Annotated in this window: 17 protein-coding genes and 1 tRNA gene; 9 read left to right on the top strand and 9 right to left on the bottom strand. The window is 43.5% G+C overall.

Annotated features, from left to right (window positions below):
* Nucleotides 1–336: 336 nt before the first annotated feature.
* Entirely contained in the window at nucleotides 337–1,875 is a 1,539-nt protein-coding gene (locus R7Q48_RS15850) for a putative bifunctional diguanylate cyclase/phosphodiesterase (protein ID WP_195723046.1), read from the top strand.
* 72 nt (nucleotides 1,876–1,947) lie between these two features.
* Here the strand turns inward: R7Q48_RS15850 and R7Q48_RS15845 are convergent, their stop codons facing one another.
* Nucleotides 1,948–3,879, bottom strand: coding sequence for a DEAD/DEAH box helicase (locus R7Q48_RS15845; RefSeq protein WP_005375680.1), 1,932 nt, complete (start codon nucleotides 3,877–3,879; stop codon nucleotides 1,948–1,950).
* 413 nt (nucleotides 3,880–4,292) lie between these two features.
* On the opposite strand from R7Q48_RS15845, the gene rnb reads away from it, so the two are divergent.
* Together rnb and R7Q48_RS15835 are read left to right on the top strand one after the other, a co-directional pair.
* Nucleotides 4,293–6,296, top strand: a complete 2,004-nt coding sequence (gene rnb / locus R7Q48_RS15840) for an exoribonuclease II (protein WP_318132374.1) — start codon at nucleotides 4,293–4,295, stop codon at nucleotides 6,294–6,296.
* A 71-nt stretch (nucleotides 6,297–6,367) separates the two neighbouring features.
* A complete protein-coding gene (locus R7Q48_RS15835) occupies nucleotides 6,368–7,177 on the top strand; it encodes a helix-turn-helix transcriptional regulator (protein WP_053307810.1) in 810 nt (269 codons plus the stop codon).
* Between the two features lie 33 nt (nucleotides 7,178–7,210).
* Here R7Q48_RS15835 and R7Q48_RS15830 read toward each other — a convergent pair whose 3' ends face one another.
* Complete coding sequence (locus R7Q48_RS15830) at nucleotides 7,211–7,564, bottom strand: DUF3024 domain-containing protein (RefSeq protein ID WP_017635751.1); 354 nt, start codon at nucleotides 7,562–7,564, stop codon at nucleotides 7,211–7,213.
* Nucleotides 7,565–7,830: 266 nt separating this feature from the next.
* Here R7Q48_RS15830 and R7Q48_RS15825 point away from each other — a divergent pair, with 266 nt between their 5' ends.
* Nucleotides 7,831–8,655: a phosphate ABC transporter substrate-binding protein gene (locus R7Q48_RS15825; RefSeq protein WP_253657149.1), complete on the top strand. Its 825-nt coding sequence runs from the start codon at nucleotides 7,831–7,833 to the stop codon at nucleotides 8,653–8,655.
* Nucleotides 8,656–8,718: 63 nt separating this feature from the next.
* On the opposite strand, the gene R7Q48_RS15820 is transcribed toward R7Q48_RS15825, so the two are convergent.
* Nucleotides 8,719–9,399 carry a MaoC family dehydratase gene (locus R7Q48_RS15820; RefSeq protein WP_005386198.1) on the bottom strand — a complete coding sequence of 227 codons (681 nt, stop codon included), beginning with the start codon at nucleotides 9,397–9,399 and terminating at the stop codon, nucleotides 8,719–8,721.
* A 329-nt stretch (nucleotides 9,400–9,728) separates the two neighbouring features.
* On the opposite strand from R7Q48_RS15820, the gene R7Q48_RS15815 reads away from it, so the two are divergent.
* Nucleotides 9,729–9,819 (top strand) — tRNA-Ser (locus R7Q48_RS15815).
* 161 nt (nucleotides 9,820–9,980) lie between these two features.
* On the opposite strand, the gene R7Q48_RS15810 is transcribed toward R7Q48_RS15815, so the two are convergent.
* A complete protein-coding gene (locus tag R7Q48_RS15810) occupies nucleotides 9,981–11,531 on the bottom strand; it encodes a PAS domain-containing methyl-accepting chemotaxis protein (protein WP_025768974.1) in 1,551 nt (516 codons plus the stop codon).
* Between the two features lie 285 nt (nucleotides 11,532–11,816).
* On the opposite strand from R7Q48_RS15810, the gene modF reads away from it, so the two are divergent.
* Nucleotides 11,817–13,271 (top strand): molybdate ABC transporter ATP-binding protein ModF, encoded by a 1,455-nt coding sequence (modF, locus tag R7Q48_RS15805; RefSeq protein WP_222716913.1) that lies wholly within the window; start codon nucleotides 11,817–11,819, stop codon nucleotides 13,269–13,271.
* Here modF and R7Q48_RS15800 read toward each other — a convergent pair.
* The gene (locus tag R7Q48_RS15800; RefSeq protein WP_005386194.1) at nucleotides 13,259–14,731 is read right to left on the bottom strand and encodes an EAL domain-containing protein; all 1,473 of its coding nucleotides are present in this window, start codon (nucleotides 14,729–14,731) and stop codon (nucleotides 13,259–13,261) included. The genes modF and R7Q48_RS15800 overlap by 13 nt on opposite strands.
* 347 nt (nucleotides 14,732–15,078) lie before the next feature.
* Here R7Q48_RS15800 and R7Q48_RS15795 point away from each other — a divergent pair, with 347 nt between their 5' ends.
* The 3 genes from R7Q48_RS15795 to R7Q48_RS15785 all read left to right on the top strand — a co-directional run bounded on the left by R7Q48_RS15795 (nucleotide 15,079) and on the right by R7Q48_RS15785 (nucleotide 19,996).
* A complete protein-coding gene (locus tag R7Q48_RS15795) occupies nucleotides 15,079–15,813 on the top strand; it encodes an IclR family transcriptional regulator (RefSeq protein WP_005386192.1) in 735 nt (244 codons plus the stop codon).
* A gap of 6 nt (nucleotides 15,814–15,819) precedes the next feature.
* Complete coding sequence (locus tag R7Q48_RS15790) at nucleotides 15,820–16,659, top strand: arginase (RefSeq protein ID WP_005375657.1); 840 nt, start codon at nucleotides 15,820–15,822, stop codon at nucleotides 16,657–16,659.
* A gap of 307 nt (nucleotides 16,660–16,966) precedes the next feature.
* Complete coding sequence (locus R7Q48_RS15785; protein WP_253657150.1) at nucleotides 16,967–19,996, top strand: DUF6701 domain-containing protein; 3,030 nt, start codon at nucleotides 16,967–16,969, stop codon at nucleotides 19,994–19,996.
* Between the two features lie 64 nt (nucleotides 19,997–20,060).
* On the opposite strand, the gene R7Q48_RS15780 is transcribed toward R7Q48_RS15785, so the two are convergent.
* The 4 genes from R7Q48_RS15780 to pcp all read right to left on the bottom strand — a co-directional run bounded on the left by R7Q48_RS15780 (nucleotide 20,061) and on the right by pcp (nucleotide 23,673).
* On the bottom strand, nucleotides 20,061–21,353 hold the full coding sequence (locus tag R7Q48_RS15780) for a DEAD/DEAH box helicase (RefSeq protein WP_025768979.1): 1,293 nt from the start codon (nucleotides 21,351–21,353) through the stop codon (nucleotides 20,061–20,063).
* A gap of 170 nt (nucleotides 21,354–21,523) precedes the next feature.
* Nucleotides 21,524–22,510, bottom strand: a complete 987-nt coding sequence (locus R7Q48_RS15775) for a CobW family GTP-binding protein (RefSeq protein WP_025768980.1) — start codon at nucleotides 22,508–22,510, stop codon at nucleotides 21,524–21,526.
* A 63-nt stretch (nucleotides 22,511–22,573) separates the two neighbouring features.
* The gene (locus tag R7Q48_RS15770; RefSeq protein ID WP_017635759.1) at nucleotides 22,574–22,837 is read right to left on the bottom strand and encodes a hypothetical protein; all 264 of its coding nucleotides are present in this window, start codon (nucleotides 22,835–22,837) and stop codon (nucleotides 22,574–22,576) included.
* Nucleotides 22,838–23,034: 197 nt separating this feature from the next.
* Nucleotides 23,035–23,673 carry a pyroglutamyl-peptidase I gene (gene pcp, locus R7Q48_RS15765; protein WP_025768981.1) on the bottom strand — a complete coding sequence of 213 codons (639 nt, stop codon included), beginning with the start codon at nucleotides 23,671–23,673 and terminating at the stop codon, nucleotides 23,035–23,037.
* Nucleotides 23,674–23,774: the final 101 nt, after the last annotated feature.

Genomic DNA, 23,774 nt, shown 5'->3' with positions numbered 1-23,774 from the left:
GGTTGTAATAGCGCTTGTGCGCTGCGTACTTCTTGTTTGCCCCTCTATTATTCAATAATTTTTTAATCTTTCAACAATCTTTTAGTAAAAGCGATTTGATTGAACAAATTTTGTTGATCTGTAGCAAGTTTTGATTTTATTTGAAGACTAAAAAATATCACTTGTTAAACATAATTTATGAATAGGTCAATTTGTACAAAGTCAGATATATAAGCTACGTTGTTTATTGGGTGAACAAAAATAACAAACCAATCAATAAATCGGGGTAATAATGTGCCCACTATTGCATTTCTATTAGTGATCTTAGGTTTGATTTTGCTCTGCTGGGGATGGCAGATGACAAAAAACATCTGCTCGAAAACTGACGTAACCGGGTGGACTTTCCTATTATTGTTAATCAGCTGTTTCATTTTTGCTTATGCCGTTTTTTTGCACGCCATCATGCAAAAACCTATTGCTTCTCTCCTAGAAACGGGGGTTTCTCTTATACTTTTTGGCGGCAGTATCTTTGTCGTGCTGGTGATTAAGTGGAGCAACGATTCGATATTAGAGCTTCATACCGTTGCTGAAAGAGAGAAGCGCAATGCTGTCCATGACGCTCTTACTGGGCTCCCTAATCGTAAATACTGCTTTGAGTCTATCGAAGGCAGAATACAATCTAGAGACCCATTCTCGGTGATCCTTTTTGACGTGGTTAATTTTAAACAAGTCAACGATGCAATGGGTCACTTTTGTGGAGACCAGTTACTTATTCAAATTGGTCAACGCCTTCAGGGGAAACTGAAAGGCAATGACCAGATATTCCGCGTTGGTGGTGATGAATTTGTCATCCTGACCTCTTCTGCATGCGAGGAAACGGGTAAAAAACTCATAGAAGAACTAGATTCTGCAATGTCTGAACGCTTTCATTTAGATGAGTTTCAAGTTTCCTGCCGCGTTGTTTTCGGTATAAGCACCTACCCATATGACGCCCTAACCAATGATCTTTTGATCAAGCACGCAGATATCGCTATGTATCACGCCAAGCGTAATGGCAATCTTTGTGCGTTTTATAATGAGGATATGAACGTCGGGGCTAAGTACCAACTTGAGATATCTTCTCGTATTCAATGTGCGCTTGAAAAAGAAGAGTTTCAGTTGTACTACCAACCGTTGATTGATGCACACACTAACTTAGCTGTCGGTTTTGAAGCAGTGATTCGTTGGCATGACGAAAATGGTAAAACGATCTCACCCAACGACTTCATTCCTATCGCAGAGCGTAGCAATCAGGTGCACAACATTACCATGTGGGTTCTTAACCAAGTAGAAAGGGATCTGCAAACATTTATAGAGAAAGGCATTAAGCTTCCTGTCCACGTAAACTTATCAGCGAAAGATCTCTCATCTAACTTGCTGTTTAATCGCTTAGAAACTTTGCTCAAAGTAAACCCGCAATTCGCTGACCTAATAAGTTTAGAGATCACTGAAACGATGGCGATCGATAGGGTCGTTGAGCTCAACCCCTTAATTCATCAAATTAAAGGATTAGGTATAAAGATCAGCTTGGATGATTTTGGCACTGGGTATTCATCTTTGTCACTGTTAAGAGATCTTCCGGTTGATCAAATTAAAATCGACCGCTCATTTCTCTCCACAGCAAGCCGCACAGAAGGCTCCCGCTCTATCGTTGAGAACACGATTGCGCTAGCACATGGATTAGGGTATTCGGTCGTAGCAGAAGGCGTTCAAGACATGGACACACTGCATTTTTTGAGAAGTCGAGGCTGTGACATCATTCAGGGTTACTTGTTCTGTCCTGCCCTGCCCTTAGACGAAGTAATAAGTTGGGTAAACAAACACGATGAAAAGCAAAACCGTATTAGACGCGCATAAAAAAGCCGAGCGCTTTGCTCGGCTTTCAATTCTTTTTGTAGCGACTTAAACCGTCGCTTTAATCACTAGTGATTATGCGTCTGTACGACGGCCACGACCGTGACCACGTTCACCACGATGTGCACCACGGTGATCACCACCACGGTTGCGATCGAAACGACGTTCGCCACCTTCACGATTGCCATCGCGGTTGCCGTCACGGTTACCACGGAAGCCACCTTCGCGACGGCCGCCTTCACGACGATCACCACCACGGTTGCCGCCTTCGCGGTTGCCACGGTAACCACCGCCATCACGACGACCACCATCGCGACGACCACCGTCACGGCGACCACCACGAGACTCGCGGAAATCATCGAAGTCACATACTACAGCACCAACATCTTGTTGACGGATACGTAGTTTGCTTAGCTTGTTCGCCGCGTCTGAAGTCATTGCTTTAGGTAGCTGTACGAATGTGTGACCTTGAGCTAGTTTGATCGCACCGATAGAACCTTTACCTAGACCTAGTTCGTTTGCTAGAGCGCCAACGATGTCTTTAACTTGAACGCCTTGCTCACGACCAACTTGAAGCTGGTAAGTATCCCAGTCTTGGTTGTTGAAGTTACGACCGCCGTCGCGACCACCTTCACGGCGCTCTTTACGACGTTGCTTGTCACGCTCAATTGCTTCAACCATTGGGTCTTCGCCAATATAGAACAGAGGACGTTTGCCTTGCTGACGCTTAAGAAGCATAGCAGCAAGTGTTGCAGGGTCGATGTCTAGAGAAGTTTGTAGTTTCTCTACCAACTCAGCAAATTTGTCTAGTGCTTTGTGCTCTTTCTCTGCTTCAAGCTCAGCGCCTAGCTTAGCTAGACGAGCTTCAGCAACTTGGTCACGTAGAGGAAGTTGGATTTCTTCCATAGATGACTTAGTTACACGCTCGATAGTGCGAAGCATACGAATTTGGTTAGTGCGAACTAGAAGGATCGCTTTACCCTTACGTCCAGCACGGCCAGTACGACCGATACGGTGGATGTATGACTCAACATCAAATGGGATGTCGTAGTTGAATACGTGCGTAATACGTGGAACGTCAAGACCACGAGCTACAACATCAGTTGCAACTAGGATGTCAATAACACCTTGTTTGATGTGATCAACAGTACGTTCACGTAGAGACTGAGGAATGTCACCGTGCAGTGCAGCTGCTTTGAAGCCACGTGCAGATAGCCAGTCAGCCAGACGCTCAGTATCTTGACGAGTACGTACGAATACGATTGACGCGTCAGTTTCTTCAGTTTCAAGAAGACGAGACATCGCTTCATCTTTCTCTACACCTTTCACTACCCAGAACTGTTGTTGAACTTTGTCTACAGTGTGGTTTTTACCAGCAACGTCAACCGTTACAGGGTCACGAAGGAAACGTTCAACGATCTTCTTCAGCATTGGAGGCATAGTTGCAGAAAACAGAACGCGTTGTGCTGACTCTGGAGCGTGCTCCATGATCGCAGTTACGTCATCTACGAAACCCATGTTTAGCATTTCGTCTGCTTCATCAAGAACGAAAGTACTAACTTCGTCTAGGTGTAGACGTTCGCGATTGATAAGATCTTGAACACGGCCTGGAGTACCGACAACTACATGAGCGCCACTTTTAAGAGCACGCATTTGGTCGACAATAGATGCGCCACCGTAAATCTCTAGAACTTTCAAACCTTTGATATTTTTACCAAGGTTTTTCATTTCCGCTGCAACCTGAATTGCCAGCTCACGAGTCGGAGCAAGTACAATCGCTTGCGGTTTGCGTTGGTTTAGATCGAGTTTGTTGAGAAGAGGCAGAGAGAACGCTGCTGTTTTACCTGTACCTGTTTGAGCTTTACCCAGCGCGTCAGCACCTTCCAATAGGTGTGGGATTGCCGCAGCCTGAATTGGAGTTGGTGACACGAAACCCATTCCGTCTAGAGCAGAAAGGATAGAATCATTCAGAGATAAATCACTGAATTGAATAACAGAATCTTGCATTGGGATCCTACTTAATTAAACAAAAAAACAGTCCCATATGCTCTTCCAATTCGATACTGATCCATCCAGATACTGATTCCATTCAGACGGGAACACAGCACAGTACACAACCGCGATAAGCCATTAGGGACGACTAAGGGAGGCGGATTATTCCTTAAAAGCATAAAAAAATCCAGAAAAAATTGAATTACATCACAATTTATTCTCAACAATGGTATTTTTAGCATATTTTTCCACCAGCCCTACCATTCACCGTAGATTCGCGTAGCTCACAGATGAGAATTTCATCAATATTTAAGCCAATTTCTCGTAGTTAAATTGGCAAAATTCACGGCGAAATTACGCTCCACAGGTAGTAATAATAGCTCGCAATGATTATAGTGTGCCCAACTCCATAGGTAATTTAAGAAAAGATGTTTCAAGATAACCCACTACTCGCTCAGCTTAAGCAGCAAATCCAAGAAAACCTGCCTAAAAAAGAAGGCTCAATAAAAGCCACAGATAAAGGCTTTGGCTTTTTGGAAGTGGACAGTAAGACTAGCTTCTTCATCCCGCCTGCGTACATGAAAAAGTGCATGCACGGTGACAAAGTCGTCGCCATTATCCGCACCGAAAATGAACGCGAAGTTGCAGAGCCACAAGAGCTGCTGGAACAAGCCGTGACTCGCTTTATTGGTCGAGTAAAAATGTTCAAAGGTAAGCTTAACGTAGCACCTGATCACCCACAGCTTAAAAAGCTATCTCTTAAAGCGAAACTAAAGAAAGGTCTAAAACCTGACGAGTTCGCCGAAGGTGATTGGGTTGTCGCACATCTTATTCGCCATCCTCTAAAAGGCGATAATTCTTTCTTCGTAGAAATTTCTGAAAAAATCACTGACGCGAATGATAAAATTGCGCCTTGGTGGGTAACGCTTGCTCAAAACGATCTACCAAACTCTGAGCCAGCAGGCATCGATAACTGGGAACTGAAAGACGACGCGGAGCTAGAACGCGTAGACATGACTCATGTTCCATTCGTCACTATCGACGGTGAATCGACTAAAGATATGGACGATGCGCTGTACGCGAAGAAAACCGTATCTGGCGATTTCGAACTCACCATCGCTATTGCGGACCCAACCGCCTACATCACACCTGAAGATGAAATGGATAAAGTAGCGCGTGAGCGTGGCTATACTATTTATCTTCCAGGCCGCAACATCCCGATGTTACCTCGTGATTTAGCGGACAACCTATGTTCTCTGATTGAAGGTGAAACCCGCCCTGCTATTTGCTGTACCGTAACGGTAAGTAAAGATGGTGTGATTGGCGACGATATTAAATTCTTCGCGGCAAACATCAAATCACATGCACGCCTAGCATACGATCACGTGTCTGATTGGTTAGAAAACGGCAGCTCTGAAGCATGGACGCCATCTGAAGAGATCGCGACCATCGTTCGTGATCTTTATGAGTTCTCTCTTGCTCGCGCTGAATGGCGTGAGAAAAACGCAGTGGTCTTCCCTGATCGTCCTGACTACCGTTTTGAGCTCAGTGAAGATAACGATGTAATCGCTATCCACGCAGACATGCGCCGCAGTGCAAACCGCCTTGTTGAAGAATCCATGATTACCGCAAACATCTGTGCAGGTCGTACATTACGCGATAAATTTGAAACAGGTGTCTTCAATACGCATGCAGGTATCAAGAACGAGAAGATTGAAGAAGTGGTTCAACTTGTCAATCCAGAAGGCCAGTTGGAGTTCACAGCGGAGTCTATTGCTACACTAGAAGGCTTTGCTGCGTTGCGCCGCTGGTTGGCAGCTCAAGAAACGTCTTATCTAGATAACCGCATTCGTAAGTTCCAAGCATACAGTGAGGTGGGTAATCAGCCTCTGCCTCATTACGCAATGGGTTTAGACATCTATGCAACTTGGACATCACCAATTCGTAAATACGGTGATATGATCAACCACCGTATGTTGAAGGCCGTCATCCTTGGTAAAGAACCCGTACAAAAACCAGATGACCAAGTAGGCGAAGAGCTAGCTCTACATCGTAAACATCATAAAATCGCTGAGCGAAATGTCTCAGATTGGCTATATGCACGCACGCTTGCTGATGAGCCGAGCAAGAAAACTTGTTTCACAGGTGAGATTTTCGATATTAATCGTGCAGGCGCACGTGTCCGACTTCTCGAAAATGGCGCAGCAGCCTTTATTCCTGGTGCACTAATTCTTGATAATAAAGAAAGAATTGAGTGCAATGGCGACAACGGTACAATCTCTATCGATAAAGAGGTCGTATACAAACTTGGGGATACATTGGAAATTGTCCTTGCGGACGTAAACCAAGAAAACCGCAGTTTAGTTGCAAAGCCAACCCAGGTATTCGCTGAACAACCAGCAGCACAAACAGAACAGACTGTAAGTGAATAATACCGAATGAAGTTAAAAGGCGCTCTATTGAGCGCCTTTTTTATTTGTTATGTAAAACGATAAGAACGAGTATGCCGAACATTGAGATCATTCGCTTTAATCACTTCACTGCGCGCAAAAGTGAGCGTTACACTGCAACACATAATGGGTTATATATTGTTGAAGAAGGTGCCCTATTAGTTCATCAACCTAATGGTGAGCAATTTGAACTTAAAGCCGGAGATTTCACACTCTATAACTCCGCAGATCTGAGCAGTGCAGAAGCCGTCTCTAGTGACGGAGGCTTTAAAGCATTGGCTTTAGTCTTCAACCCAAATATATTCTGTGACTTTAAGAAAGCGCACCCGATGCTACGTTCCAAAACGGAAGAAAGGCGCTTCTATCCTTTTTCAACGCAATCCAGTAGCGAAGTAGCACAATTGAAGGACATGTTGGTTAAGTTAGCGAGTCGCAACGCTCCAGACTACACACAAAGCCATATCGCAATGGCATTGCTGTCGTTGATGGTTGAGGTAGAGCCAAACATCCTATCTATCATAGATGATGCAAGTAGCCTGAGCGACTCTCAAAAAGCCATTAAGTACATTGAGGGTAATATTGAAAAAGACATCACGCTAGAAGGCTTAGCGGCTCATATGAGCATGTCCATCGCGACCTTAAAACGTCGCCTCGCCGCAGATGATCTTTCGTTTTCTCAGATATTAAAGGTGAAACGGATAAACTTCGCAGCAACCCAACTGCGCAAGTCAGAAAAATCAATAACAGAAATAGCGTTTGAGTCTGGTTTTAAAAGTGCAGCGCATTTCAGTACAGCATTTAAATCCGTTTACAACATGACCCCCAAAGACTTTAGAAACCAAGTCGTTAAGCCTAAAGTATAAATCATGTCGGCATTCGCATCCGTTCGGCTCACCCTATTCCCAAAAACACGCTTGAGGATCACGCTCCAATTCGTTGAGTAAGTCCTCAAGCATTCGGCTAAATGGAAGTGGCTTATAAGGCACCCACCTTAACAGCTCGTTGTGATATGTGGGAACATAGAAATACCAAAGTTGGTTGTCCTCATCAAACATGATCTTCGCGACGGGAGAAGTATACTCGCTATGCTGGGAGTCGAGGAGAAAATGCGCCCGATGAAGCTCAACGCCATTTTCTACTAGCTCATAGAGGCACTTGCCCTGTTCGACAGGCAAGTTAGCATTACGCGCAGAGCAGAGCGATTGAACTGATTTGTATAAACGACTTGTCGCCATTTGGGACACTGACATCAACGTTCTCCCGATGGATGATAGTTAGAGCTGCCGATCCTAGTATATAACCTTTACATCATCACCGATGGTAGTTATCTACCTAACTCAAGTATAAGATAGCTATATTATCATTTGCCCAGATTATCATCTCAGTCCACTTGGAAACGCTAGCTCCATCACCTCTTGACTAGAAACAATTCCCCTGTTTAGCGCTAACAGTTCACAAAAGTGTAACCTGAACGCAATATCATAAACTCTGCTTTATCCCGTATATGGAGTTTAATATGTTACGTTTTACTGTGGCGACGTTATTGGCCATAGCAGTCTCCCTCCCTACCATTGCAAAAGAAATCAACATCTCGGGTTCAACTTCGGTTGCTCGTGTGATGGATGTACTTGCTGAGGAATATAACAAAACACACCCAGACGATTACGTTGCTGTTCAGGGCATTGGTTCGAGTGCTGGTATCACCATGGTCAATAAAGGAGTAGCCGAAATAGGCATGAGCTCTCGCTATCTGACTGAAAGCGAAAAAGGTGAAGATCTCAATGTATACCCTATCGCTTATGATGGCCTCGCTGTTGTTGTAAACCGTACCAACTCTGTAGAAAACCTTTCTCAGCAACAGCTGTTTGATATTTACAAAGGTAAGATTAAGAATTGGAAAGAGGTCGGGGGCGCAGATCAGCCTATCGCGGTGGTTACTAGAGAAGCGTCTTCAGGTTCACGTTACAGCTTCGAAAGCTTGCTGGGACTGACCAAAATCGTTAATGATCGCCTTGTCTCGGATATCAGCCCAAACAACTTGGTTGTAAACAGCAACAGCATGGTAAAAACCATTGTTAACCATAACACTCGCGCCATTGGTTTTATCTCTGTAGGGTCAGTAGATCGCTCGATCAAGGCGATTCAGTTAGATAGTATTGACCCAACCTCGACAAACATTAGCAATCATAAGTACAAGTTGGCGCGACCATTCCTAGTGCTATACAAAGTAGATAAGATTAGCGATGCAGGTAAAGGTTTTATCGCTTTCCTTCGTTCAGAGCAGGGACAAAAAGCGATTGCAGATTACGGTTATACGCCAGTAAAAAACTTTAATCAGTAAAAATAAAAAAGAGAGCACCTTGATGCTCTCTTTTCCTATGTAGTGTTCTCTCCGGTTTCGGAATTAGAAATGCAGTTGAATTACAGAGACCACAACCGCACCAGGTCGGCGAATACCTTCAATTTCCACTTTAATTTCGCGCTCAATCTCCAAACCTTTTTTGATTGGCGTTACTTTTGTTAACGTGCTGACTGCACGAACATTATTGCCTGCTTTGACAGGGTAAGGGAAACGGACTTGGTTTAAACCCAAGTTAACTACCATTTTAGCTGTTGGGAACATTGGCTTTTCTGGATCAACTGAATCCGTCAGTTTAGGCAGCAATGCTAATGTTAAAAAGCCATGAGCGATAGTTGTCTTAAATGGAGATTCAGTTGAAGCACGCTCTGGATCAGTATGAATCCATTGCATGTCTTCCGTTACCGCACCAAATTGGTTAATACGTTCTTGAGACACATGAACCCAATCACCAGTGTGAATAACTTCGCCAATTTTTTCACTTAACTCGTCATAAAGCTTTTGAGCCTCAGGTGCCATTACGATCGGTGCAGGTTGAGGTGCAACTTCTTCGTTGACGGCTGGCTGCTGGTGATCACGAACTTTTGAGAAAAGAAAGCTATTTTGAGCTTTCCCCAAAAAGTCACTCCAATAATCGCGTAACGTTGGAGACATCCAATTCATAAACTCGGATTGATGAGCAGAAATCGCATCAACTTTGTCTTTAAATAGATTTGTGACCTTCATAAACACCCTTAAGAATTCTAAGCACAACTGGCTATACCAGTTAATTTTGAATTAGTTCACAAAGTCTTGCAAATACTTTCGGGCGAACACATGTACCCTAAAAGCATGTTATGTCTTATATATCAGCAAGATAACAATAAAACACCATTTTATTGACGTGCGCCAATATAAAGTAAAAACTCTATAAATTGGTACTTTTTGTCCCTTTTTCACTCCGCTTTCAAACTGTCCAACATCACATCAGTGATCATAAAACAAGCAAACAGTACTTCTATTATAATTCAGCACTTTACAAGTCGGACTATGCTCCTTATTATACCGCCCACAACGGAGAGATGGCTGAGTGGTTGAAAGCACCGGTCTTGAAAACCGGCATACGTTAATAGCGTATCTAGGGTTCAAATCCCTATCTCTCCGCCACTTATTTAGAGAGCTCGCATTTATTGCGAGCTTTCGTCGTTTTAGCTCTTACAAAAACGAGATTTAGAAATCCTCGCTCGTAAACGAATCCAGCACTTCACTATATTCCAGTTAAAAGCCCGCTAATGTTTAGCGGGCTTTTAACTTCGATTTTCTAAAGTTTAAGCAAACTTTTTAATCATTTCAGACAGGTCATTGGTGCAATTTTGCACTTTGGTGTTCATATGATTCGTTTCAGTCATCAGTTCATACGATTCACTGTACTTTAAATTAAGCGACTGGATGTTTTCATTTATTTCATCCGTTACATAAACCTGCTCTTCTATCGCGACCGCAATTTGTTGGTTTCGTTCGACGACGTCCTGAACAAGGGACTCCAGTTGTTGAATGCTATCCAAAGCAGTACCTAACAATGTTACCGTTCCGGTCGACATTTCATTACCTTTCTCTAACGCAGAAACCGCTGATTTGCTCCCATTTTGAATCCCTTCAATGGCCGATTTAATCTCTGTTGTCGATTCCTGAGTTCTTTTAGCTAAGGTTCTCACTTCATCTGCTACAACGGCAAACCCTCTGCCTTGTTCGCCTGCCCTCGCGGCTTCAATTGCAGCGTTCAACGCTAATAAATTAGTTTGTTCGGCAATACCATTGATGACTTCAACAACGGTTCCAATTTGCTCGGTTTGTTGGTTCAAACGTATGACCACTTTAGATATTTCGCCGAGCTCACCCACCAGCTCTAGTACCGATTGGTTAACATTATCGATAACGCTACGGCTGTCTATCATCGTATTTTGCGCTTCTAACGTAGCCTCGGCGGTCGCTTGAGCATTATTTGATATCTCAGATGAAGAGGCTTGCATCTCGTTGACCGCTGTTGCGACCGAGTCAATCTCCACTTTCTGTGCGCTTAAGTTCTCCGTCACTTGCTGGCTATTTGTCGCAGCACTGTTAGCACTTGCGCGCGTTTTTTCGCAAGAGTCTTTTACAGACACGCCAACGCGCCCCAATAGCGCATTGGCAAATTGCTTACGCATCTTCATACCCAGCTCAATCTCAGCCAGATCGTTGATCCTTCCGCAATAAATATATTCCATGAGTGGATTGTTGAAGTCTTGCCTAGCCTGTTTAGCGAGCTTCTCAACTGGTCTGGTTAATACATAAATAGAGAAAACGGAAAGTAACGCAACAACGCCAAACGCTATCACTGGTGATTGATTCATTTGTAGAATGAGTAAGCCAAGAAGGTTTGAAATTAAAAGGAAGAAGGCCGATCTCATCCACAAACGTGTACGAGGAAGATACATTTTCCACGGCTTACGATTATTTCGAAGCTTCGAATACGCTTTTTCCGCTCGCTGGATGTGTATACGCTCAGGTTTAAATCTCACTGATTGGTATTCCACAACTTCACCATTAGATTTTATGGGAGAAGCAAACGCGTCAACCCAATAATAGCCGCCGTTTTTACGTCGATTTTTGACCATTCCCATCCAGTGTTTGCCAGTTTTCAGGTGAGTCCATAAATCTTTAAAAGCCTGTTTTGGCATATCAGGATGACGCACAACATTGTGGGGTTTACCGATAAGCTCCCCTTCATCAAACCCCGCGACTTCATTAAAGTTTTCACTGGCATATTTGATGTAACTGGAGGTATCGGTAATGGAAACTAGGCTGTAACTCGAAGGGTAATCGTATTCCGTTTCACTCATAAACATGTGTCCTTACATTGATTAATTAACAAACGGCAAATATGAATTTATCAGCATAACATTTACATGCATAATGATAGGTTGATTCAAAAATAAAACAAAATTATTGACAAGCTTACTTGTTACTTAATGACTCTAGTCGCATTTTTATCCTCTAATACAAGGCTTCGTTGATATGCACAAGACTGAGCACTGTTCAAAATTAATACACAAAAGCGCTTCCGTACTGAGTTCGTAAATTGTTATAAGTAATCCACTAAAACGAAAACAAGGAAGACAAACACAATGACTATTCACTTTCGTCAGCTTGCAGCTAAGAGAAATACGACACACTTGTTTATTGACGATTGGAAAATTAACACTCAGCAGTCTTGGGGGATATTCAGCGCGGATGGAGATATTGGCTCTCTGCTTGGAGACCTTATTTGTGATGAAATGTCACCAAATAGTGGGGAAATTGAGCTAAATGGGCTGTCCGTTGCGCAAGTGTCGTTATCAGAGCAACAGCGATTACTGGAAAGAGAATTAGAAAAGGATGATACGGATTTTCTTAATCGTATCGACCAAGGAAGCACTGTTTATTCATTAATCCTAGAGCAGAGCCAAGACACTAACTTAACTGAACAGCTAGTTAATGATCTCGACCTAAGCCATCTTAGAGATAGTGGCTTCCGCGTTCTCTCTACCGGAGAAACCAGAAGAGTAATGCTCGCCCGAGCTTTAGCCACACAACCTGACTTAGTATTACTCGATAATCCATTTACTGGCTTAGATATTGCGCACCGAGCTGCTCTCGCTCGCTATTTACACTCGCTTTCTCAAAATGTGCAACTACTCATAACCTTCTCTCGCGAATCTGACATGCCTGAGTGGATCAATAGCATCGCGCTTTTCAGTGCAGGAAAACTTGATAGTACAATGGATAAGTCCAGTTGGGATAATCATCCAATCATTGGACAAATTAAATCTCAGTCAGAACAACAGAGTGAAGAAATGATGAGCTTGATACGTCAGCATCAGCACTCGACGCCATTCAACAACCCAATATTTGAACTAAAGAATGGGGCTGTTGAATACACCGATAAGAAGATTTTTACTGACTTGAACTGGCGCATAGACAAGGGCCAACATTGGCAGGTCAAAGGTCCAAATGGTTGTGGAAAGAGTACCTTACTTGGATTGATCTTTGGCGATCATCCGCAATGCTACAGCAATGACATTGATATTTTTGGTAAAAAGCGTGGTACTGGCGAGACAATCTGGGAAATTAAGCAGCATATCGGCATGGTGTCTTCAGCGCTACACCTCCAATATCGAGTCAATTGCAGCGCATTAGAAGTCATTTTGTCAGGATTTTACGATTCGATCGGGTTGTATAACCAGCCAACTCGCAAAGAGATGGATATTGCAAACGAGTGGCTCGATATCTTACATATGAGCCAGTACAAAAAAACCTCATTTAAGCAATTAGAGTACGGCCAGCAGCGACTGTTACTGATTGCAAGAGCCATCGTGAAACAACCCACATTATTGATTTTGGACGAGCCGTATCAAGGGTTAGATTTTTTGGGTAGACGGTTAGTTAAGAACACACTTGAACTCATCGCTAGAGAGAATTTAAGCCAACTATTGTATGTGTCTCACTACCAAGAAGACCGCTTAGATAGCATCAAAAATGAGTTAGAGTTTGTGTTTGATGAAAATGCTCAGTGTTATAGAGCTAACGTCTACCAATCATAATGACTTCGCTGCGCAAGCTGCTCATAAGGTAATGGTTTGGAGTACAGGTATCCCTGATGATATCTCACTCCCATCTGCTTTAAGTGTTCAGCTTGCGCTATGGTTTCCACGCCTTCAGCGATCAATTGTACTTGTAATTCTTCCGCGAAGTGAACCATCGCTTTTAAGACAGAAGCACTAAGGCTAGGAATACCAATAGTTTCGACAAAACACTTATCGATTTTTAAGTAATCTATGCGCATGTGCTGTAGAAATGCTAACGAGGTTTGGCCAGTTCCAAAATCATCGATCAGCACATCAATACCATGCACTCGCAGCGCTGCAATGCATTTTCTCGCCTCTGAATCAATGAGCTGACGCTCCGTTATCTCTACCCCTAATGAGACTTTGTTTCGGCTCAACTGTCTGTCGAGCAATTGAATTTTTCTGATCGCGTTTGGTCCGACTAAATAACCAGGCGGCACGTTAATACCAAGGTGGACTGGCTGATCAAAGCCTAATTTACTGAAGTCCTCTGCCGCTTTATCCAGAACGAAATCAGTAAGTAAAAAAACCAATCCACTTTGCTCTGCCGCAGGGACAAACTCATCCGGAGAAATGAACCCCTTACTTTGATGCTCCCATCGCACTAGCGCTTCAAACCCGAATAACTGACCGGTATCAACGTTAACTTGCGGTTGGTAATACAGGGTCAACTCTCCTCTTTTTATCGCTCTTTTAAGATCCAGTATCAAATTGCGATGGGGATCAATAAACTTATTCAACGCATACAAGCAAAGGTAGATAACGAAAATAATTGGAATTGAGTACAAAAAATAGGAAAGTGTTCTCTGTTTGACGAAAAGATCGCTGGCTTCGCTCAAAGCTTCATACTCAAACATTTGCGACGATTTGATACCGATAGGATTACTTCCCGCTCTTAATGCTCCTTCTGGTGAAACTTGATCATGGATAAACAGCGCAGAGCGTTTTAGGCGTAAATCGTTGTTAAACCCTATTGTCGCATTAAAGTAGTCATGATCGATAATCGTTACGGCTTGATAACCCCGCTCTCCTTCCGTTACCACTAGCAAGAACTGATCGTACAAGCTATCAACACTACCAAGCGCTAGCGTTTGTCCCTTGGGAAAGGCGATGTGCTCAGCTAACGGTTTAGAGATACTTCCCAATTTCGAAGAACAAGTAATGACTCCCTCTTTCACAATGAGCATTTCTTCAATATCTCGTTCAAACATTAAGCTTTGCTGGAGCTCTTCACATCGTTCAGGGTGTAGCAACGCCGTGCGGTTTTCTGTCTCTATTTGGAATAAAATTTCATCTGCAATTTGCACATTTTTTTCTAATAAATGATTGAGATTGTTTTGCACGCTTTCACGAGCTAAATACAAAACCTCTCCAATAACCAAGGGAATAGGCAGAAGGAAAATGATGGCTTTTTTAAAAATCGCCTTATTCAGCATATAAAAGTAACCTTTTATAAAACCGATTTACTGAGATGGTACCTCGATTCCGATACCCGCTAGCAACTCACGTTTTTAACATTATTTGTTTGGATTAACTCAGTATGCGAAACGCTGAGTAATACCGCAAACTAAACAATGTCTTAATCACTCCTGTTCCAATTTAGTATCAAGCGCCTCAAACCTGAGACTTTAATTCGACACCATGTTATGTCTATCGGTACTTGCGAAAGTCTTTACCTGTCTGTTTCTCATCATGTAAGAATTACCCATTAAAATTATTTTTCTTTTCTCAGTGATTAAGAATTATATTTGTCGTAACTCCTACAACACGTTACAACACTCTCATGACGACAAACAAAGCTAATGCTAACCAGGTAAACGAAAAATCACTGCAGTTGTTAATGCAAGTTGCAGTTAGTCCGTTCCCAGTTTCTGCGAAAACGCTAAGCGAGCAATTGAACGTTCCTTTAAGCAGCCTTTACCGACACTTAAAACTGCTTAAAGAGTGGAACTTGATCGAAGAAAGCGTTCACGACAAGACATTTGTCGTTGGTCCGGCGGCATTATTACTCATGCACAGCTATGAGACCGCGCAACATGGGCTCGACATGGTCGAAACCATACTGGCTAGGTTGGTACAACAAACCGGGGAAATGGCCGCTTATATGGTACCAGCGGGTTATCGTGCGCTTTGTGTCAGACAGAAAGAAAGTATGCAGGCGCTGCGTTGCAGCTTCGTCCAGGGTCAAAGTCAACCTCTGCTGCGCGGTGCCTCATCTAAAGTGATGCTCGCTTTTATGCCTCAAAGTCGATGCGAGAAAATCTTGAGATACTTTAATCAAGATCACCGACGCGACGAGTGGGAAAAAGAGCTCACAACCATCCGTAAACACGGATATGCCGTCAGTACTTCTGAGATTGACCCTGGTGTTTCAGGTATTAGCGCACCGGTAATGAAAGGAAGCAAACTGATTGGCGCAGTCTCGGTGATGGCTCCGGCCCACCGAGTCGAAAAGGATAAGCAGCGCATTATTTTACATGTACTGCAAGCGGCAAGGGCACTACCACCAGAAAGGTAATTCATCATGTTAAGCTTTTTCAAACGCTATAAACTCCACCACACCGTGAAACAGCCGCAGCATTACCCTTTTTCTTTTATGACAGTGTGTGAGTATTTGCCACCCATGTCTAAGGGCGCGTTTGAATTAGCTGATCAAAGTTTGGAAAATGCTAGTGATTGGCTTTACCAACAACATGATCACGAAACTGCTGAAAACTATGGGCACTTCAACCACGACAAACTGGAGAATGGCGAGTTTCAGGAAGCGTTAAGTCTTTCGCTTTCTCGTCACTCAATTCCGGTTTTAGTCACTAACTGTACCGAGGCAATCTTGTCCATGTTACCTGTGGTCGTATCCTATCGAGACGAAGTGGGTGTCGTAAATATCGGGCATAACATGAACTTGAAACCGACACTTGAGCCACGCTTAGGCTCTGCATTCCATTTTGCTCTTTCTCGCTATCAAAACGTACGATTGTTTTTTGCTGGCGTCAGTGAGCAAGAGACGAAGCAGGAAACGTGGGAATACGCGGAAGATCAAGGTTGTGATTGGGTGACCGAGAAAGAGTTTTCTTTTCGTCATCGCAATAACGTTAAGCAACAGATCGGCAATTACCTAGACCACTGCGACCAAATAATCATTAGCATCGACCTTGGATCTCTAAAAACCAAAAACAGCCTTGATGGCGCGTCAGAAATTGATATCCAAATGGTTCTACGCACGATTAGGCAATGTTTGGTTGCAGGTAAAGTGAGAGCAATTCAGCTCGTTGGCGATCGAGATTGTCTGGTGTATTCGAGACAAACGAAAGCCATACTAGAAGAGTTATATCAGATGGCTCCACTCATCGTTCACGCTGCATAGCGTTATAAACATTCAGAATCAGGATCGCTTCCTTCCTGATTCTGAACCAACATGCTTACTTATTATCCTTAACTAACAAATAGTTACACATATAAATCGACACACATCACACTTGCCTCTTGAACTAACCTGACACTTACGTTGTAATAAAGCCGCTAAACTTTGGTATGACATACGAAATAAAAAATAACCAAAGTTCAATAACTAAGCGGCTTCAAAACAAAAAATTACCGCAGCTATTCCAATTTCAGTGAGCATTTGCTCACGCTCGCTTGATGCCATCTTGTTCCACTCATTAGGACATTTGATGATGCGTCTTTGCAGTATTTTCACTGCGGTTCTTTTTTTACCGCTAACCTCACACGCCACCACTTATGACGTAAAAGATCTATCTGAGTTAGCTCAACTTTGCTCACACAAGAGTTTTAGTATCGAAAGCGATGGCACGACTTATCGCTGTACAGGGAAACTAGTCCTACCCGCTGGTGATAAAATTGTCTCCTCATTATTACCGGAAAAAGAGATAACGTTAAAAGCAGATTATGGAATTGTGTTAGAGGGGAATAATACGATTGGTGAACCCAATAAACGTATCTCTCTACACGCCCTCGCTACCGGATTAACGGTTAACAATGAGAAAGCATCAAACCTCGACGATTACCAAAACAAGCACACTGTTATCTATGGTGATCTTCTATCTGCTTATCCAACAAAGCTGCATAACGTTCTCATCGATGGAGATATAGAGCTAACAGGTGAGGCCCTTCATATTAATGGTGAGTACAACACCATTATTGGTGACATTTTGACTCACAGCACGACCAATATATTTAATACAAACATCTGTGGTAAGGTCGAATCACAAGGCGAAACACTACACCTAAAAACAAACCATCCTTTACAAGACCATTTTGTCGTCGGTGATGTTTCTGCGCACAAATCTCTGATTATAAAAGATATGTCGATCTATGGTACGGCTGAATCTGTAGGATCGTCAGCTACATTAAGTGGCTCATTCTATAGTTCCACCGCAGCAATTAAATACTTCCAAACATTGAACTTCAACAACGCTCCAAATCAGCCTAGTCAAGTTTGTGGTGAAATCCAACAAACGCCAGGAAGTGCACAAACGAAAGCACAAGACAACAAATACACGCAATACTGTGGATTGGGCGAGGCTGATTGTCACTACTCTTCCCAAGTCTGTCCAATCACCCCTCAAGATGTTCCGAATTGCAGCATGCAGCCTCCATCGGAGAACGACTTAAACCTCAGCGTCACACCATCGGACGACATGGCACTGATGTGCGGCAACGATCTTCCGCAATTTACAGCTACAACAACCAATAATGGAGAAGTTGTAAGCGCAGAAGTCAGTGCTGTCCTATCACACCCTGACTTGTTCACTTTAGAGGTGGTTAAAGGTCAGCAGACATTAAAAGCAAACCAATTTATGTCTGACGACAATGGTGAGCTCGTTGTTCGAGTGGTCCCGAACGATATTGATACCATCGCGTTAGGTACTAACTACACGCTGACTTTCACTATGGCAGAAGACACCAGCAAGCATCAAACGGTTAGCTTTATGTTTACGCCATTTATGTTTGAGGCCTACTCAAAGACGAAAAGCGCCACTTTAAATGAAATACGCGTTATTGCAGGTAAACCAGAAAACGTGCATACGCGATTGCTTGCTTGTGCTTCCACCGGCGAACCTGTAGTCGCAAGCAACTACAATGGTACTCCTAAGGTTTTTCATCCATTGGTTCAACCATTAGGAGGAAGTGAAGGAAACTTTAGCTATTCAGCGGAATTTAAAGACGGCTTGTCTGAACATGGTCTTGTCACGAACGAGTCCGGCATATTTGAAGTGACACTGTCCGATCATTTTGAATGTGAGGGATTTGAAGAGTGCCCTGAAGAAGGCAAAGTGGAAGTGAAAGGAACATTTAATGTGTACTCGCGACCATGGACATTCGCTATTTGTGACAACCAACGTGCTTTGCCTTCTGGCACCTCTGAACAAGGAGAAGGGTTTCTTGCTGCCGGAGAACTTTTCTCTCTAACGGTGAAACCAATCATTTGGCAACCTGACGGCTCTGTAAGTGGGTCTGTTGAATCAGCACGCTATTGTGATGCTTCTATCACCCGTAATTTTACGCTTGATGACGCTCTAGCAGCATCGGTTGTCTTGTCGAGTGAGCAACATACGCCATCAGAGACAGCGAACCAAACCTCAAAATTGCTAAAAAGTAGTGACTCACTGGCTCAGGCGCATAATTCAGCCAAGAATGATCAATTCGTCTTTAATGGATTATATTGGGAAGAAGTCGGGAGCTTGAGAGTAAAAGCAAACCTAGAAAGTAAATATCTAGGTATGACTGTGAACGAAGGCTATCGTTACGTTGGTCGTTTTTACCCAAAATATTTTCAAGTGCAAGACCAAGAATGGCACTACCCACATGGCCAAACTTTTGCTTACATGAATCAACCTTTTGAGAAAGTCACTTACGATGTTGTCGCACTCAATGCGAATATGGAAAACGTGAAGAACTACGTCCACTTTTCATCTAACCTTCAACAACATTTCGACTTAGGCGAGCTAAGCTCATACTCCGAACGGTTTTTGCCGCCTAAGCCTAAGAAGGTAGGCTGGAAACTACTGGGTAGCGCGAGTGTTGGAACGTTTGTGATCGAGAAGCCCTCGACCAATGCGACTTGTAACAATAGCCCATGTTGGAAAAAGAACACGACAGATAAACAATACCCTGATGGCCCATTTAATAAAGAGACTAACAGTGACAGCAGCAAAATAGGTATAGTCACGACTAAAGCCGTTGATGAGGTAAATTTCTTTGATAACAGCGAAATGCTCACTCAACAACCGGACATTCGATTCGGTCGTTTGAACTTTCAAGATGTAGGTGGCAACCAAGGCATGGTGCTCAAAGTGCCACTTGATGTGGAAATTTGGCAAAACGGTCGATTTACGACTAACTTCGATGACAGCTCAACAACGGCGAATGGTGAATATTACTTCAGCACGCCAATTTGGTCGCATGCGCCTGCAAACAACGCCCTGCTTTCTGGCGTTGGAACGATGAGTATTGGCAGGATAACCGATATCGTTGCAAGCCAAATTGACTCAGCGCGCGAGCAAATACAATTCCATCTAGATTTAGACAGCTCAGGCAATCGCATCCCTTGGTTGAAATACGATTGGGATAGCTCTACAAGTGAAGAGGAAAACCCACCCGTCATTGTTACGTTTGGTATTCACCGAGGAAACGATCGCATTATTTATCGTGGTGAACCAAATATGCTTGGCCTAAATTGACGCGAAACGACAAAACAAAAAGAGCCCCTCAATTGAGGGGCTCTTTTCACACAGACTGTGTAATTTACTTTGCGCCACGACGCGCTTTCAGGCGCTTCACCATAGCAAGACGACGCTCTGCCGACCCTTGGTCTGTTGCCGACTGGTTCGGGTTATTACGACGACCTTGACGATTCTTAAACGCTGGTTTTGAGTGCAGCTTTTCAATGTAAGATTCACGCTGTTTTGGTTCATAGCCTGCAAGCTCAATACGGCGAATTCGCTGCTGGATTAGATTTTCAACCTGAACAACCGTGAGCTCTTCATCTCGGTTTACAAATGAAACGGCATGACCTTGTTTACCTGCACGGCCTGTACGACCAATTCGGTGAACGTAATCTTCCGCTAGGAAAGGCATGTCATAGTTCACAACGTGAGGTAAATCTTCAATATCTAGACCTCGAGCAGCGACATCGGTAGCCACCATGACACGTGCTTTACCGGATTTGAACTCTTCTAACGCACGACGACGAGCACTTTGAGCTCTGTCACCATGACAAACCACCGCTTTGATACCATCAAGTTTCAGCTCTTTTACAACGTCGTTTGCGGTCTCTTTGTAGTTCACAAATACCAACACTTGTTTCCAGTTCTTACGACCAATCAGTTCCGAAAGCAGTTCCGTTTTTCGCTCTTGATCAACTGGATATAACACGTGAGCAACTGTCTGTGCTGTCGTATTCGCTCGCTCAACTTCAATACGCTTAGGCTTACGCAGGATATCTTTTGCTAGCAGATTTAGTTGGCTCGAAGTCGTTGCAGAAAACATCATAATTTGCGGATCAGTATCCACATCTAGCATGATCTTACGTACTGCGTGAATAAAGCCCATGTCCAAGATACGGTCTGCTTCATCAAACACTAAAAACTCTAAGTGTGCGACCGAGACATTACCTTGTTCAATGTGCTCTTCCAATCGACCAGGTGTAGCCACTAGGATATCTACACCGTTTTCTAATGCCGTTACTTGAGAAGACATTTTACGGCCACCGAAAATCGCAGCCACCGACAGGTTCGTGTACTTCGTGTAAGCTTTGATGTTGTCAGCAATTTGTTCAGCAAGCTCACGAGTTGGAGCCAAGATAAGTGCGCGAGCAGTCTTACGAGAAGCGCTACGGTTACTGTCTAGCAGCTGCTGAATCATAGGCAGAGAAAACGCAGCCGTTTTACCAGTACCTGTTTGTGCTGTAGCGAAAATATCATGGCCTTTGCGAGCCATTGGAATCGCCTTCTGTTGAATTGGCGTTAACTTTTCATAACCGCATTCTGCCAGTGCTTTAACCACTTCTGGCGCAAAACCTTGAGATGAAAATGACATTGAGCGTATTCCTTAAACAAACCACTAAAAATAGCTTTAAAAATTTAGCCGTGCACTATACCCGAATTTGAGTGATTTATCTCACTTTTCTCATTGAAATCCTACAAAAGAAAAAACGGTGAGCACAGATATATTAGTGGTTCACCGTTTTCGTTTAACCTTTGCGCGATTTAATGTTTGATGCCAGATAACTGAAGGAGAATTCGCTCAAGCTCATCCCATGGCAACAGCTGAGAATCTATCACTTCTAATCGTGATTCAAAGCCTTCTAAGCTGATTTCATTCACCGACACGACTCTGTTGGCAACATTAAACGCGTAACAACCTTGATCCGTATTGACCACTGCTTTAACACGTTCAGCCGTTAAGTCCGAAAGCATTGAGAAGAGTTTATCAAAATCAAACGTGTACTCTGCCCCAAACAACCACCCGCAACTAAAATACCCTTGCCCTTTGTTCTCTTTACGCACAAAGGCCTCACCTGGCGGCAACTGGAATTGAGGCTCTTGGTGAGCATGGTCATGATGATGTGACTCGATATGGGAAGAAGCGCTGCCGTAAACCCGTTCGATATCCAAGACTTCTATCGGTAACTCACCATCATGAATAAGCTTACTGAATACTTTTGAGGGAGATTGGTCCGTCACCCAGTCATTAAACACATCAATGTCGTGACTGGTACAAAGGTCAACCTTACTGCCTATAACCACATCTGCGCTGTCTAACTGGTCCACGAAATTTTGGTTAGAAAGATATTTTTCATCACTTAAGTTACGCGGATCAACCAGAGCGATCGTCGCTTTTAGATCAACGTAAGGTTCATACTGTTCTGAGGTAAGCGTCGCGATAACCTGTTTTGGATGACCAAGGCCTGTCGGCTCAATCAATAAACGGTCCGGTTTTTGGCGCAGTAACGCGGTAATACCGACCGACATTGGCACGCCCGCCGTACAACACATACAGCCACCCGGCACTTCTTTAATCAGCGCACCTTGGTCGGTCATCAATGCACCATCGATGCCAATCTCACCAAATTCATTGACCAAAACCGCCCAGTTTTCGTTTTCCGGTTTGTTCTTCAGTAGATTTAAAATCGTGGTCGTTTTACCGACACCCAAAAATCCGGTCAGTATGTTGGTTGGTACTCGATTTGACATGCTTATCTCCGACACGTTAGTGCATTAATGCTCCAGCAAAGTATACGGAGAATGTGACTCGCTTCAACGCTTTTTATCGCGCTCATCAAGCTCATTGCGTGATGCGTGGGTATACATTTTTTGAGAATGATCAGAGTGACTTATCAACTCTGAACGCTTCATATCAGAAAGATACATACTGGTGTAAATGACGCAGGCAAAAAACGCGATAATAGCGACTACAATGGGAAGAACTCCGAGTGTATTTTCGAATTTAAGCGCAGCGATAGCCAATGCGAAAACAACGACAGAGATAAGTGCGATAGACTTACTTTTGTTGCTTTTCATGATAACTCGCCTTTCGTAAGGGTAGCCCCTAATACCTCCTGTATTAGGGGAGTGCCAGTTTGAACAACATCCAACCTGACTATTCAATGCTACTCCTTTCGCTACTTGTGAAATTTGACAAAGCTAACATTTATTACAACATCAAACGATGAACTTATTACTAGCTTTCAGACACTTAGTGGACTGTAAAGCACTTACTAGCAAATCGACCCGCCGCTGACCAATATGTCGTTTTCATTGGCAATACAAACTTGCGCCACCAGCCTTAGCCCTTCGACTATCATCTCCAGAGACATGGAAGGCTGACTGCCATCTACTGCTTGTTCTGGCAATAATGGGATATGAACAAACCCATGACGAATAGGTTTGTCTTTTAGATAATGTTGGATCCCATAAAAAAGGTGGTTACATACAAATGTTCCGGCACTGTTGGAAATCTGGCTAGGTATCCCCTGCTTTTGCAGCGTTTGAACAATACGCTTTATCGGCAGTGTCGAGAAGTAAGCATCAGGACCATCAGCCACCACGGGTTCATCAATCGGCTGATGCCCAGCGTTATCTGGAATACGAAAATCATCGACATTAATTGCGACACGTTCTGGGGTTATCGCGCTACGCCCGGCCGCTTGCCCTACAGTAATTACACAGTCTGGCTGGTGCGCTTCTATTGCTTCAATAACGACTTTCACCGAGTCATATCGAACTACGGGGACTGGGCAAGTAACTATCACACCGCCTTTTATGGCCGCAGCCTCTAATTGCTTGACCGCTTCTAAGGCGGGGTTAATGGCGTCACCACCAAAAGGTTCAAAACCGGTAATCAGGACTTTCTTCATAACAGCCTTTAGGAAAAGAGTTTTACAAATTATTGCACTCCCCTTCACCCCATCCAATAGCAAAAGTATTGATGAGATAAACCAGACAACATTATGTGACT

The organism is Vibrio sp. 378, from assembly GCF_033339435.1.
The sequence above is the reverse complement of the archived record's forward strand: the minus strand, read 5'-3'. Positions and strand labels throughout refer to the sequence as shown.